Origin of the sequence: Microvirga arsenatis, from assembly GCF_009910705.1 — a bacterium.
GTDB lineage: Bacteria > Pseudomonadota > Alphaproteobacteria > Rhizobiales > Beijerinckiaceae > Microvirga > Microvirga arsenatis.
On record NZ_JAAAXJ010000002.1, the window covers coordinates 84,229 to 98,209 of the forward strand.

Here is a 13,981-nt window from a genome sequence, read left to right on the forward strand (position 1 = left end):
GCCTGCCTTTAAGTCCTTCGGAGGACGCCCTAGTCCTTGAACTCCTCGATGGCGTCCACCTTGTCCGGGTAGAAGGCGAGGTGCTCCCTGATCGCAGCGACCGGGGGATGGGGCTCCTCGTAGCTCCAGGCCGCGTTCTCGCGCACGAGCCCGCCGCCGTTGACGGTGAAGTAGGAGGCGTCGCCCTTGTAGGGGCAGTGGGTGCGGTGATCGGTGGAATCCAGCAGGTCCATGCGCACATCCTCGCGGGGGATGTACTGCACCGGCGGGAGGGTCGCCTCCCGGAGGGTGAGCGCCTTCGTCGTCTCCGCGACGATGAAGCCGCCGAGCATGACCCGGATGCGGTGCGCATTTTGGGTGATGGTGATCGGATGATCCGGGCCGGGCTCCTTCATGGCGCTTCCTTCTCAAGACATAGTCCCCTGGAGAACGAAGATAGGGCTCCCCCGTTGCAGCCCAAGGAAGGATCAGCCCTTGTCCGGCTCCGGCTTGGGCGCGCCTTCCCTCACGCCCAGGGCATCGGCAAGCCGCATCCTGGCGGAGCCGGGGCGCAGAGGCTTCTGCTGGCTCTCGTGCGGCGTCCAGCCGGAGAGCCAGACGATCTCGAACGTCGCCGGGATCCGACCGTCGGGCTCGCCGAAGCGTTCCGCATAGATTTCCGCCGCCCGCATCAGGGTGGCGCGCCGCAGCGGCGTCCGGCGGCGGTCGTTGAGCGCATTGGTCAGCCCCATCTGGCGCAGGTCGCGCATGAGGGCGAAGGCATTGGCGTAGCGCACGCGAACGAGGTCGGAATCCGTCACCGGCAGGGCGAAGCCCGCGCGCTGGAGCAGCCCTCCGATGTCGCGCAGGTCCGCGAAGGGCGCCACCCGGGGGCTGAGCCCGCCCTCGACCTCCGACTCGGCCTGAGTCAGGGCCTGGCGCAGTTCGACGAGCGTGCTCCCGCCGAGCAGGGCGCCAACGAACAGGCCGTCCGGCTTGAGAGCCCGGCGGATCTGGACGAGCGCACCCGGCAGGTCGTTGACGGAGTGCAGGGCCAGGAGCGAGACGGCGAGATCGAACCGCTCGCCGGAAAACGGCAGTCGCTCCTCGTCGCCCAGGACGCTTCCGGGCTCCGGCACCGGCGACAGGCGCACCACCACCCCGGCGCGGCCGCTCCGGCGCAGGGCCTGCGCTGCTGCCGGCGTCGGCGTGCCCACGTCGAGGGCGAGGGAGAAGTCCCGCAGCACGGTCGCGAGCCGATCCTCCAGGTCCTCGACGGCGCGAACCAGCAGGAAATCGGCATAGCCCTGGTTCAGCGCCCGCAGCAGGCGGCGGCGGACGAGAGGGCGGTCGAAGACGAGAGGCGTGCTCATGAGGCGCTGGATATGGCGTGTGCGGAGCGAAGGTCCAAGGACTTTTTCGCGGGCCGCTTCCCTCCCCGTCCGACGATCCGCTAAGCTTTCCCCATGAGCGAGCCTCTTGATGCCGCGCCGATCGCGCTTCGGGACCGCCTCCGCCAGGGGGTACGGGAGGCCTGGCGGTCGTCCTTGGGGCTCCTCTATCCGCCGACCTGCATCGCCTGCCAGGCTGCTACGGGGGAGCCCCATGCCCTGTGCGCCACCTGCTGGGCGGGCATCCACTTCATCGAGCGTCCCTATTGCGAGCGGCTGGGCACGCCCTTCTCCGTCGATCTCGGGCAGCCCCTGCTCTCGCCGGCCGCCATCGCCGATCCGCCCGTCTTCCAGCGGGCCCGGGCCGTGGCCGAATATGACGGAACCGCAAGCCTCCTCGTGCACCGCCTCAAGTACAACGACCGGATGGAACTCGCCCGGGCGCTCGGCGCCATGATGGCCCGCGCCGGCGCGGAGCTTCTTGCCGACGCGGACGTGATCGTGCCCGTGCCGCTCCACCGCTGGCGCCTGTGGCGGCGGCGCTTCAACCAGGCGATGGCCCTGGGGCAGGCCGTCTCGGCCGAGAGCGGCGTGCCCTGCGACCCGTTCCTGCTCGCCCGCGTCAGACGCACCCGCCGCCAGGTGGGGCTCACCAAGGCGCAGCGGCAGGAGAACCTGCAGGGCGCCTTCCGGGTACCCCAGGACGCCAAGGCTTGCCTGAAGGGCAGGCGGGTGCTCCTCGTCGACGACGTGCTGACCACCGGCTCCACCGCCAACGCCGCCTCCCGGGCCCTGCTGCGGGGCGGGGCGGCTTCCGTCGACGTGCTGGCTTTCGCCCGGGTGGTGAAGGAGTTGTGACGAAGGGGCAAAGCTTCCTATATCCTCCCGACCACAGGAGACCTTCGACCATGCCTGCCATCACGATCTACACGAAGAGCTGGTGCCCCTATTGCTCGGCCGCCAAGAAGCTTCTTGGCGAGAAGGGCGTGGCATTCACCGAGGTCGACATCGAGAAGACCCCGGAAGCCCGCGCCGAGATGATCCAGAGGGCGAACGGCCGCTCGACCGTGCCGCAGATCTTCATCGGCGAAAAGCATGTCGGCGGCTGCGATGACCTGTATGCTCTTGATGACAGGGGCCAGCTTGAGCCTTTATTGCAGGCCTGACGGAGACCTGAGATTCCCATGACTTCCACCCGCTTCACCGCCGCCTGCATCCAGATGCGCTCCGGGCGCAATGTCCTGAAGAACCGCGACGACGCGGTGGCCCTCGTGCGCCAGGCCGCCGACCAAGGCGCGCATTTCGCCCAGACGCCGGAGATGACGTCGCTCGTCTGCCGGGACCGGGACGAGCTGTTCTCCAAGGTCGGGCCGGAGGCGCAGGACCCGGTGCTGGCAGCCTTGCGCGAGGTGGCGCGGGAGCGGGGGATCGTGGTCCAGATCGGCTCCATCGCCGTGAAGGAGGGCGACAAGGTCGCCAACCGGGCCTTCCTCATCGACGCGAGCGGCGACGTGGTCGCATCCTACGACAAGATCCACCTCTACGACGTGGATCTGCCGAACGGGGAGAGCTGGCGCGAATCGGCCACCTATACGGGCGGCGCCTCGGCCGTGGCCGCCGAGACGCCCTGGGGCTATCTCGGCATGACCATCTGCTACGACGTGCGTTTCGCGGCCCTCTACAAGGCCCTGGCCGAGAACGGTGCCTCGTTCCTCTCCGCGCCGGCCGCCTTCACCAGGCAAACCGGCGAGGCGCACTGGCACGTGCTGCACCGGGCGCGGGCCATCGAGACCGGCTCCTTCATGATCTCCGCCGCGCAGGGAGGCCTGCACGAGGACGGGCGCGAGACCTACGGCCATTCGCTGATCGTCGATCCTTGGGGCCGGGTGCTGGCGGAGGGCGGCACGGAGCCCGGCGTGGTCCTGGCCGAAATCGACACCGCCCTCGTGACGGAAGTGCGCGGGCGCATTCCAACCCTCAAGAACGCCCGCCCCTTCAAGGTCGAGGTCGTGCCCCTCATCGAGACGGATCGGGCGGCCACCGCCTGATCCCTTCCCTTTTGGCACCCGAGTTCATACGTCTCACGAGGACATGATCAAGTACGCCCTGGCCTGCGAGCAGGCCCACGAGTTCGAGAGCTGGTTTCCCTCAAGCGAGGCGTTCGAGACGCAGCGCAAGCGCGGCTTCGTGACATGCCCGTACTGCAACTCCGCGAAGGTGGAGAAGCAGATCATGGCGCCATCGATCGCACGCACCGACAGGGCCCCCAAGACCTCGGCCCCGGACGCTCAGCCTGTGGCAGTTCTCTCGGAACGGGAGCGCGAGCTGCGCGCCGCCTTGAGGGCTCTGCGCGAGCACGTGATGAAGAACGCCGAGAACGTGGGCAAGGACTTCGTCGAGGAAGCCCGCAGGATGCATTATGGCGAGACGGAGGAGCGCTCGATCTACGGCGAGGCGGATCCAGCGGAGGCCCGCGCGCTCCTGGAAGAGGGCATCGACGTGCTTCCTCTGCCCGTCGTGCCGGATGATCGGAACTAGCCGTCGCGCTTCAGGATTACGCCCCAGCGGGCTGAATCGAGACGGGGCTTTCCTTGGCGGTTTTCTTCACCAGCGACACCCACTTCGGCGATCCCCGGGTGCTGCGCATCGACAAGCGCCCGTTCAAGTCGGTCCCGGAGCACGACGAGGCGCTCATCGCCAACTGGAATGCCACCGTCTCGCCCGACGACGAAATCTGGCATCTGGGCGATTTCGCCTTGCATGCACGTCCGGAGCGGATCGACGAGCTGCTGGGGCTACTCAACGGCCGCAAGCATCTGATCACCGGCAACAATGATGGCGCGGCAACCCTTGCCGCCAAAGGCTGGCACAGCGTGCAGGCCTATGCTGAACTGATGGTCGACGGCCATGCGGTCGTGATGTGCCACTACGCCTTCCGCACCTGGAAGAACATGGGCCGCGGCTGGATCGACCTGCATGGCCATTCGCACGGCAAGCTCAAGCCCCAGACCAGGCAGTACGATGTGGGCGTGGACGCCTGGGATTACCGGCCCGTCACGCTCGAGACTGTGCTCGGCACAAGACGCCGGCGCTTGGCTGCCAGGACGGCCTGATCCGGCAGAGTTGCTCCTGGTTTTGTCATTGGACGGGAGCATTCGCGACCGCTTTATCCGAACCATTGGCCCCAGGGCCGGTTGGGGTTGAAAAAGGAGTCACGGATGGATCTGCCGAAAAGCGATGTGAAGCCCAAGCGACGCATCTCGCTGATGCGCCGCTTCCTCGACAGCGAAGCATCGGGCGGCATGATCCTCATGGGCGTGACGGTGATCGCCCTCGCGATCGCCAACTCGCCCCTGTCCGGCGCCTATTTCGGCCTGCTGGAGACCTATGTCCTGGGCCTGAGCGTCCTGCACTGGATCAATGACGGGCTCATGGCCGTGTTCTTCCTGCTGGTGGGCCTCGAGATCAAGCGCGAGATGCTCGACGGTCAGCTCTCCACCTGGCCCCGGCGCATGCTGCCCGGCATTGCGGCCTTCGGCGGCATGGTCGTGCCGGCGCTCGTCTATCTCGCGATCACCTGGAACGAGCCTCATCTCCGCCCCGGCTGGGCGATCCCGGCCGCCACCGACATCGCCTTCGCCCTCGGCGTGCTGGCGATCCTTGGGCCGAGGGTGCCGAAATCCCTCACGATCTTCCTCACGGCGCTGGCGATCCTGGACGATCTCGGCGCGATCGTCATCATCGCCCTGTTCTACACGAGCGACCTGTCGCTGCTGATGCTGGGCGCAGCCGCCCTGTGCCTCGCCGTGCTCGTCGCCTTCAACCGCTTCGGGATCGTGTCGCTCCTGCCCTATCTCGCGGTGGGCGGGCTGCTCTGGTTCTTCATGCTGAAATCGGGCATCCACGCCACCCTCGCGGGCGTGGCCCTCGCGCTCACCATCCCGCTCCAGGCGGACCCGAAGAAAACCCGCGCGGAGGACGCACCCCTGCACCGCCTGGAGCATGCGCTTCACCGCCCTGTCGCCTATGCGGTCATTCCGATCTTCGGTCTCGCCAATGCGGGCGTGTCCCTCTCCGGCCTCTCCCTCGACGCCATCCTGAGCCCCCTGCCGCTGGGCATCGCCATGGGCCTGTTCATCGGCAAGCAGGCGGGCGTCTATGCCTTTTCCTATGCCGCCATCCGGCTCGGCCTGGCCGATGTCCCGGCCGGTGCGACGCGCGCGCAGTGCTACGGCGTTGCCCTCTTGTGCGGCATCGGCTTCACCATGAGCCTGTTCATCGGGGCGCTCGCCTTCCCGGGTCAGCCGGAGTTGGGGGATGCCACCAAGATCGGCGTGCTCATGGGCTCGGCCCTCTCGGCGCTGGCAGGCTATCTGGTGCTCAGCGTCGCGCCACGGGAGCGGCCGCTCAAGCCTTCGAGGCCAGCAGCATATAATTGACGCCCGTATCGCGGGACAGGGACCAGCTGTCCCTTAAGGGATTGTACGTCACGCCCCTGAGATCATCGACCCGGAAGCCTGCCGCCTCGATGTCGGCGGTGAGCTCCTCGGGCGTGACGAACCTGTCCCATTCGTGGGTGCCCTTGGGCAGCCAGCCCAGGATGTATTCGGCGCCGACGATGGCGGAGGCGAACGAGCGCAGGGTCCGGTTGATCGTCGCCATGGCAAGCGATCCGCCGGGCTTCACGGCCTGGACGCAGGCCCTCACGAAGGCCTGCCGGTCGGCCACGTGCTCCACCACTTCCATGGCGAGCACCATGTCGAAAGCCTCCCCCCGGGCGACCACGGCCTCGACGGTCTCGCTGCGGTAGTCGACGCTCACCCCTGCGCGCTCCGCATGGAGCCGGCCGACGGAGATGTTGGTGGGGGCGGGATCGAGGCCCGTCACCCGGGCGCCCAGGCGGGCCAGCGGCTCCGACAGCACGCCGCCGCCGCAGCCCACGTCCAGGATGGTGATCCCCTCCAGGGAGCGGGCGGAGCGCGGGTCGCGCCCGAAGCGGCGGCAGGCCTCGTCGCGGATATAGGCGAGGCGCACCGGGTTGAACTTGTGCAGGACCTTCATGGGCCCTTTCGGATCCCACCAGGTCTCGGCGATCCGCTCGAAGCGGGCGACCTCGGCCGGGTCGATGGTGGTCATGAGATCCTCCGCAGAGATGCCCTCCCCCTTGCGGGGAGGGGTAGGGATGGTGCGACCGGGTGGTATGCCACCGAGAAAGAGCACGGCATTTGCCTTGCGTCTCCTCATAAGACGAAGCACTTGGCTTTACGACCCCCACCCTTCATCCCTCCCCGCAAGGGGATGGAAAACGCGCGTTGACAGGGCGCGGCCCTACCGTCATGTATACGCGCCTTTTCGCGGTGCGAAGGGGCAAAGTTCACCTGTCCCATCACGGCTTCTCTCGTCCATGCCCCGTCTCGTCATGAAGTTCGGCGGAACCTCCGTCGCCACCGTAGAGCGCATCCGCAACGTGGCGCGGCACGTCAAACGCGAGGTCGAGGCCGGCTACGACGTGGCTGTGGTGGTCTCCGCCATGGCCGGCAAGACCAACGAGCTCGTCGGCTGGGTGAAGGAAGCCTCCGCCCTCTACGACCCGAAGGAATACGACGTGGTCGTGGCCTCCGGCGAGCAGGTGACCTCCGGTCTTCTGGCCATCGCGCTGCAGGAAATGGGGTTCAAGGCCCGCTCCTGGCAGGGCTGGCAGATCCCCATCATGACCTCGGACGCCCATGGCTCGGCCCGCATCGCCGCCATCGACGGCACCGGGATCATCAAGGGCTTCACCGATTCCAAGGAGATCGCCGTCGTCTCCGGCTTCCAGGGCGTCCACCAGCCCACGGGCCGCATCACGACGCTGGGCCGCGGCGGCTCGGACACCAGCGCCGTGGCGCTCGCCGCCGCGATCCAGGCCGAGCGCTGCGACATCTACACGGATGTCGACGGCGTCTACACCACCGATCCGCGCATCGTGCCCAAGGCGCGGCGTCTGGATAAGGTGTCCTACGAGGAAATGCTGGAAATGGCCTCGCTGGGGGCCAAGGTGCTCCAGGTCCGCTCGGTCGAGCTCGCCATGATGCACCGCGTGCCCACCTACGTGCGCTCCAGCTTCGACGATCCCGCCGATCCCAAGCTCGGCACCCTCATCTGCGACGAGGAAGACATCATGGAACAGCAGGTTGTCACGGGCATCGCCTATTCGCGCGACGAAGCCCAGATCACGCTGCGGGACATTGCAGACAAGCCGGGCATCGCCGCCTCGATTTTCGTGCCCCTGGCCGAGGCCAACATCAACGTGGACATGATCATCCAGGTGGTGTCCGACAACGCCGCCACCACGGACCTCACCTTCACCGTGCCCACGGCCGATTACGAGCGCGCCTGCGCGATCCTGAACGCCCACAAGGACGAGATCCGCTTCCAGGACCTCCAGGGCGCCACCGACGTGGTGAAGGTCTCGGCCATCGGCGTGGGCATGCGCAGCCATGCGGGCGTGGCGGCTCGGGCCTTCAAAGCCTTGGCGGACAAGGGCATCAACATCCGGGCGATCACCACTTCTGAGATTAAATTCTCCGTGCTGATCGAATCGGCTTATACGGAGCTTGCGGTTCGCACGCTCCACTCGCTATACGGCCTTGATCAAGCCTGATTGACGAGGGATCGGTCGGGCTGCGACATTCGCCATGTTAGCCGCCGGTCCGCCTGCCGGCCCTTGAAGGACGGGAACTGATAAGCTCATGCCAAGCGCTCCCGGCGGTCCGCGCCTACTGCTGCGCCGCCTCCGCGAGATCATGGCGGAGCCGGTGGGGGCGCAGGACCGCCTCGACAAGATCGTCATCCAGATCGCCGCGAACATGGTGGCGGAGGTGTGCTCCGTCTACGTCATGCGCGGCGACGGCGTGCTCGAGCTCTTCGCCACCGAGGGCCTGAACCGGGAGGCCGTCCACCTCACCACCATGCGCGCCGGCGAGGGCCTTGTCGGCCTGATCGCCTCGACCGCCGAGCCCCTCGCCCTTTCGGACGCCCAGAGCCACCCGGCCTTCTCCTACAAGCCCGAAACGGGCGAGGAGATCTATCACGCCTTCCTCGGCGTCCCGCTGCTGCGGGCCGGCAACACGCTCGGCGTCCTCGTCGTCCAGAACCGCACCTACCGCGCCTACACCGAGGAGGAGGTCGAGGCCCTGCAGACCACCGCCATGGTGGTGGCGGAGATGCTCGCCACGGGCGAGCTGCAGGCCCTGGCCCCGGTGGAGACGGGCATCGCGCTCCGCCGCCCGGTCTACCAGAAGGGTGTCTCCCTCGCCGACGGCGTGGGGCTGGGCTACGTGGTGCTCCACGAGCCCCGGGTGGTGGTGAAGAACCTGATCGCCGAGAACGTGGACGCGGAGCTCAAGCGGCTGGACACGGCCATCGCCGAGGTGCGCCTGTCCATCGACGAGCTCATCGAGCGCGGCGACGTGGCCCATCACGGCGAGCACCGGGAGGTTCTGGAAACCTTCCGCATGTTCGCCCACGACCAGGGCTGGCTCAGGCGCATGCGCGAGGCGGTGACCTCCGGCCTGACCGCCGAAGCCGCCGTGGAGCGGGTTCAGTCCGACAACCGCGCCCGCATGCTGCGCCAGACGGACCCGTACCTGCGCGAGCGCCTGCACGACCTCGACGACCTCGCCAACCGCCTGCTCCACCGCCTCGTGGGGCGGGACTTCGTGATCGAGCGCGAGAACCTTCCCGAGAACGCCATCATCGTGGCCCGCTCCATGGGCCCGGCGGCGCTGCTCGACTACGACCGCTCGCGCCTGCGCGGCCTCGTCCTCGAAGAGGGCGGCCCGACGAGCCACATCGCCATCGTGGCCCGGGCGCTGGGCATCCCGGCGGTCGGCGAGGTGTCGAACGCGACCTCCCTGACGGAGCCCGGCGATGCCATCATCGTCGACGGGGCGGCCGGCGAGGTCCAGATCCGGCCCAATCCGGACGTCGAGGCGGCCTATGCGGAGAAGGCGCGGCTCCGGGCCCGGCGGCAGGAGCAGTACCTCAAGCTGCGCGACGTGCCCTCCGTCACCAAGGACGGGGTCGAGATCGCCCTTCAGCTCAATGCCGGCCTGGTGGTCGACCTGCCGCATCTGGCCGAGACGGGCGCTGCGGGCGTCGGGCTCTTCCGCACCGAGCTGCAGTTCATGATCGCCGAGCGCATGCCCTCGGCCTCCGAGCAGCAGGCGCTCTACAGCACCGTTTTCGCGGAGGCCGGCGACCGGCCCGTCACCTTCCGCACCCTCGACATCGGCGGCGACAAGATCCTGCCCTACATGCAGGCCGTCGAGGAGGAGAACCCGGCCCTCGGCTGGCGCGCCATCCGCATCGGCCTCGACCGCCCGGGCCTCCTGCGCGCGCAGGTTCGCGCGCTGCTCAAGGCGGCCGCCGGACGGGCCCTGAAGATCATGTTCCCGATGGTGGCGACCTGCGACGAGTTCGAGCGCGCCAAGCTCCTCGTGGAGCGGGAGAAGAAGCACCTGGCCAATCACGGCCATCCCCTGCCCCGCGACCTCAAGCTCGGGGTCATGCTGGAGGTGCCCTCCCTCCTGTTCCAGCTCAAGGAGATCTGCGAGAGCGCCGACTTCATCTCGCTGGGCACCAACGACCTCATGCAGTTCCTCTTCGCCATCGACCGCGAGAACCGGCGCGTGGCGGATCGCTTCGATCCCCTGAGCGCACCCATGCTGCGCGCCCTGTGCATGGTGGCGGAGCACGCTCAGGCCGCCGGCTGCCAGGCGACCGTGTGCGGCGAAATCGGTGGGAAGCCCCTCGAGGCCATGGCCCTGATCGGTCTCGGCTTCCGCTCGCTCTCCATGTCGCCTGCCGCCATCGGCCCGGTGAAGGCCATGCTGCTGGAGATGAACGTCGCCGAAGTCAGCGCCCTGATCCGCGAGGAACTGAAGCATGCCGGGGGCGGCGAAACGCTGCGCCCGAAGCTGGCCCACTTTGCGGAAACCCATGGTATTCCCGTCTAATGTCGATTGCGCCTCCCTCTGATCGCCTGAACGCCATCCTCGCCCGCCATGACATCATCACGGCGACGCTCAATGCCGGGCCCGACCCGGAAACCTTCGTTTCCCTCTCCCGCGAGCTCGCCGAACTCGACGGGGTGGTGGAGGCCATCCGCGCCTATCGGGCGATGGAGGACAACCTGAAGGGCCTCCAGGCCCTGATCGAGGATCCTTCGACGGATTCCGAGATGCGCTCGCTCGCCGAGGACGAGCTGCCCCAGGCCCGGGAAGACCTGGAGAAGGCGGCGCAGGACCTGCGCGTGATGCTGCTGCCCAAGGACGAGGCGGACGAGAAGAGCGCCATCCTCGAAATCCGCGCCGGCACCGGCGGCGACGAGGCCGCCCTCTTCGCCGGCGACCTGCTGCGCATGTACACCCGCTACGCCGACCTGAAGGGCTGGAAGACCGATATCGTCTCCGAGAGCGAGGGAACGGCCGGCGGCTACAAGGAAGTGGTGGTGGAGATCAAGGGACGCGGCGTGTTCGCCCGGCTCAAGTTCGAGAGCGGGGTCCACCGCGTCCAGCGCGTGCCGGCCACGGAGACCCAGGGACGCATCCACACCTCCGCCGCCACCGTCGCGGTGCTGCCGGAGGCGGAGGACGTGGACATCGTCATCAACGATGCGGACCTGAAGATCGACACCATGCGGGCTCAGGGAGCGGGCGGCCAGCACGTGAACAAGACCGAATCGGCGATCCGCATCACCCATATCCCCACCGGCATGGTGGTGTTCGTGCAGGACGAGCGCTCCCAGCACAAGAACCGTGCCCGCGCCCTGGCCCTGCTCCGCGCCCGCCTCTACGACGCGGAGCGCACCGCCAAGGACGCCGCCCGCGCCGCCGACCGCAAGGCGCAGGTGGGCTCCGGCGACCGCTCCGAGCGCATCCGCACCTACAACTTCCCGCAGGCGCGCGTGACCGATCACCGGATCAACCTCACCCTCTACAAGCTCGAGGAGGTGATGGCCGGCAATGCCCTGGACGAGCTGATCGACGCCCTCGTGACGGAGCATCAGGCCGCCCAGCTCGCCGCCCAGGACCAGGCGGCATGATCGAGGGCCTCAGCCACATCACGCTCGTTACCCGCGACCTGAACCGCATGGCCGCCATCGTCGAGGGGGCCCTCGGCGGCCGGGAGATCTACTCGTCCGGAGACGACACATTCTCCCTCTCCCGCGAAAAGTTCTTCGACGTGGGCGGGCTCTGGATTGCCGTGATGGAGGGCGAGAGCCTCCCCAGCCGAACCTACAACCATATCGCCTTCAAGATCCCGGCAGCCGCCATTGACGAGTACCGGCAGCGGATCGAGGCCCTGGGGCTGGAGTTCCGCGAATCGCGCCCCCGGGTCGAGGGCGAGGGCCATTCGCTCTATTTCTACGACGACGACAATCACCTGTTCGAGCTGCACACCGGCACCCTCGAGGAGCGGCTGGAACGCTACCGGCAGGGCCGAAATCCTTGAAGACCCGTGCCGAGGCCCTGCGGGAACTGCGCCGGACCCTTGCCGAGGCCGGGTTCGAAACCGCGGCCCTGGACGCCCGGTTGCTGCTTCAGGCGGCGCTCAAAGTCCCTGCCACCGAACTCATCACCCAACCCGGCATTGCCCTCACCCCAGAACAGGCCGCCACCCTCGCCTCCTATGAAAGCCGACGCCTGAGCCACGAGCCGGTGGCAAGGATCGTCGGCGAGCGGGAGTTCTGGGGCCTTCCCTTCCGCCTGTCCTCCGAAACCCTGGTGCCCAGGCCGGACACCGAAACCCTGGTCGAGACCGTCCTGGACCTGCTCCCGGACCGGCAGGCGCCCCTCAGGATCGTCGATTTCGGCACCGGCTCGGGCTGCATCCTGGTGGCCCTCCTCCATGAGAGACCGAACGCCACGGGCCTTGGGGTCGACCTGTCCTTTGGCGCCCTCGTGACAGCTCGTGCCAATGCGGATGGCAACGGGGTCGGCGACCGCTGCCATTTCGCCCTGTCCCGCTGGGCCGACGCGGTCTCCGGCCCGTTCGACCTCATCGTCTCGAACCCGCCCTACATCGCCTCCACGGTGATCCCGACCCTGGACCCGGAGGTCCGGGAGCACGACCCGCGGCTTGCCCTCGACGGGGGCCCTGACGGGCTCGAGCCCTACCGGATCCTCCTGCAGGAGGCCGGGCGGCTGCTCCTGCCCGGAGGGCTGCTCGCGGTCGAGATCGGCTACGACCAGGACGACGATTTACGAAGCTTGGCCGGGCGCTGCGGGCTTGAAGTCCTGCGGGTTGCCCACGATCTATCAGGGAACCCGCGCTGCGTCGCCATGAGGCGGCCTTGATGGCCGGGTTTCGGGCTTTCTTGTCCCAGGGCGGGATAAAGTCGGATTTAGCCCTTGTTGGACCGAGAGGAACCCGCTAGATTCCAGGGCAGAGATCGTCCTCGGTCTAAACAAATCGGCAGCTCCTTGGGGGCATGCCGGAAGACCAAACGATATCCATCGCGCAGGCAGGGGCTTTTGAAACGGAACGGCCTGGCGCGATCACCAGAACCCGACACTGAAGGATAGCCAAGCCTGGAAGGGCAGCGGCTGACGTCAGACGGTTGCCACGCGAACGGTGGGCGTTGAGCCCGTTCGGTGAATATTGGCTTGCATATCGCGTGGGCTTGAAGAACCAGCGAGGCTCGTAAAGCGAAAATGAGACCAGGACAGAACAGGCGTATGCGCGGTCGTAACAACAACCGCAACAACAACAAGGGCCCCAACCCCTTGACCAAGAGCTATGAGTCGAACGGCCCGGACGTGAAGATCCGCGGGACGGCTCAGCATATCGCCGAGAAATACAGCCAGTTGGCCCGGGATGCGCTCTCCAGCGGCGATCCCGTCGCGGCGGAAAACTACTTCCAGCACGCCGAGCACTATTTCCGCATCATCGCCGCCGCCCAGGAGCAGCTGCGCGAGCAGTACGGCTACCAGCAGCGCCCGTTCGACGAGGAAGGCGCCGAGGACGAGGGCTTCGCCCAGGGCGAGCGCTCCGAGTTCGGCAACGGCGAGGAAGGCGATTTCGGCACCCAGCCGCAGCCCTACGAGAACCGGGGCGAGCGCCAGCCGCGCTTCGACCGCGGCGAGCGCCAGGATCGCGGAGACCGTCCCGAGCGCGGGGAGCGCCCCGATCGCGGCGACCGGCAGGAGCGCAACGACCGCCGTGACCGCTTCCAGCGCGACCGCGGCCCGCGTCAGGACTTCCAGCGCGACGAGCAGCCCTCCGAGGGCGGCGAGCGCCAGCCGCGCTTCGACCGCCAGGACCGCGGGGACCGCCCGGATCGCGGCGACCGGCGCGAGCGCTTCCAGCGCGACCGCCGGCGCGAGGAGGCCGATGGGCCCGAGCAGGCCACCCTGCCGGCGTTCCTCACCAACCCGGTCCGCGCTCCGGCGCCCGTCCCCTCGGTTTCCGAGGACGAGGCTCAGCCGGTGGTGCAGGAGGCCGCCAACGACGAGGCCGCAGCCCGTCCGCGCCGCCGCCGCCGCACCCGCCAGGAGATGATCGAGGCCAATGGCGACAATGCCGGCTTCGCGCCGGATCCGGTGGAGACCCCAGCCGCCGAGTAA

At 68.0% G+C, this 13,981-nt stretch carries 15 protein-coding genes; 12 read left to right on the top strand and 3 right to left on the bottom strand.

Annotation, left to right across the window (positions count from 1 at the left end; genetic code table 11):
* Window positions 1-29: 29 nt before the first annotated feature.
* Together GR303_RS03690 and GR303_RS03695 are read right to left on the bottom strand one after the other, a co-directional pair.
* A complete protein-coding gene (locus GR303_RS03690) occupies window positions 30-395 on the bottom strand; it encodes a DUF427 domain-containing protein (RefSeq protein ID WP_161721347.1) in 366 nt (121 codons plus the stop codon).
* Between the two features lie 72 nt (window positions 396-467).
* Window positions 468-1,352, bottom strand: a complete 885-nt coding sequence (locus GR303_RS03695) for a class I SAM-dependent methyltransferase (RefSeq protein ID WP_161721346.1) — start codon at window positions 1,350-1,352, stop codon at window positions 468-470.
* Window positions 1,353-1,445: 93 nt separating this feature from the next.
* On the opposite strand from GR303_RS03695, the gene GR303_RS03700 reads away from it, so the two are divergent.
* From GR303_RS03700 to nhaA, 6 genes are all read left to right on the top strand, one after another.
* Window positions 1,446-2,228, top strand: a complete 783-nt coding sequence (locus GR303_RS03700) for a ComF family protein (RefSeq protein ID WP_161721345.1) — start codon at window positions 1,446-1,448, stop codon at window positions 2,226-2,228.
* Window positions 2,229-2,278: 50 nt separating this feature from the next.
* On the top strand, window positions 2,279-2,536 hold the full coding sequence (gene grxC, locus GR303_RS03705; protein ID WP_161721344.1) for a glutaredoxin 3: 258 nt from the start codon (window positions 2,279-2,281) through the stop codon (window positions 2,534-2,536).
* A gap of 18 nt (window positions 2,537-2,554) precedes the next feature.
* Window positions 2,555-3,418, top strand: coding sequence for a carbon-nitrogen hydrolase family protein (locus GR303_RS03710; RefSeq protein ID WP_161721343.1), 864 nt, complete (start codon window positions 2,555-2,557; stop codon window positions 3,416-3,418).
* A 43-nt stretch (window positions 3,419-3,461) separates the two neighbouring features.
* Window positions 3,462-3,908, top strand: a complete 447-nt coding sequence (locus GR303_RS03715; RefSeq protein ID WP_161721342.1) for a DUF1178 family protein — start codon at window positions 3,462-3,464, stop codon at window positions 3,906-3,908.
* A 53-nt stretch (window positions 3,909-3,961) separates the two neighbouring features.
* Entirely contained in the window at window positions 3,962-4,483 is a 522-nt protein-coding gene (locus GR303_RS03720) for a metallophosphoesterase family protein (protein ID WP_161721341.1), read from the top strand.
* 105 nt (window positions 4,484-4,588) lie between these two features.
* A complete protein-coding gene (gene nhaA / locus GR303_RS03725; RefSeq protein WP_161721340.1) occupies window positions 4,589-5,809 on the top strand; it encodes a Na+/H+ antiporter NhaA in 1,221 nt (406 codons plus the stop codon).
* Here nhaA and ubiG read toward each other — a convergent pair.
* Window positions 5,778-6,506, bottom strand: a complete 729-nt coding sequence (gene ubiG, locus GR303_RS03730; RefSeq protein ID WP_161721339.1) for a bifunctional 2-polyprenyl-6-hydroxyphenol methylase/3-demethylubiquinol 3-O-methyltransferase UbiG — start codon at window positions 6,504-6,506, stop codon at window positions 5,778-5,780. The genes nhaA and ubiG overlap by 32 nt on opposite strands.
* Window positions 6,507-6,774: 268 nt before the next feature.
* Here ubiG and GR303_RS03735 point away from each other — a divergent pair, with 268 nt between their 5' ends.
* The 6 genes from GR303_RS03735 (at window position 6,775) to GR303_RS03760 (ending at window position 13,981) form a co-directional block, all read left to right on the top strand.
* A complete protein-coding gene (locus GR303_RS03735) occupies window positions 6,775-8,013 on the top strand; it encodes an aspartate kinase (protein WP_161721338.1) in 1,239 nt (412 codons plus the stop codon).
* 88 nt (window positions 8,014-8,101) lie between these two features.
* On the top strand, window positions 8,102-10,369 hold the full coding sequence (gene ptsP / locus GR303_RS03740) for a phosphoenolpyruvate--protein phosphotransferase (protein WP_161721337.1): 2,268 nt from the start codon (window positions 8,102-8,104) through the stop codon (window positions 10,367-10,369).
* Entirely contained in the window at window positions 10,369-11,457 is a 1,089-nt protein-coding gene (gene prfA, locus GR303_RS03745) for a peptide chain release factor 1 (protein ID WP_161721336.1), read from the top strand. Before ptsP ends, prfA begins: the two co-directional genes overlap by 1 nt.
* Window positions 11,454-11,867 (top strand): FosX/FosE/FosI family fosfomycin resistance hydrolase, encoded by a 414-nt coding sequence (fosX, locus tag GR303_RS03750; protein ID WP_161721335.1) that lies wholly within the window; start codon window positions 11,454-11,456, stop codon window positions 11,865-11,867. Before prfA ends, fosX begins: the two co-directional genes overlap by 4 nt.
* Window positions 11,864-12,712, top strand: coding sequence for a peptide chain release factor N(5)-glutamine methyltransferase (gene prmC, locus GR303_RS03755; protein ID WP_161721334.1), 849 nt, complete (start codon window positions 11,864-11,866; stop codon window positions 12,710-12,712). Before fosX ends, prmC begins: the two co-directional genes overlap by 4 nt.
* Window positions 12,713-13,093: 381 nt before the next feature.
* Window positions 13,094-13,981 (top strand): DUF4167 domain-containing protein, encoded by an 888-nt coding sequence (locus GR303_RS03760; RefSeq protein ID WP_201751885.1) that lies wholly within the window; start codon window positions 13,094-13,096, stop codon window positions 13,979-13,981.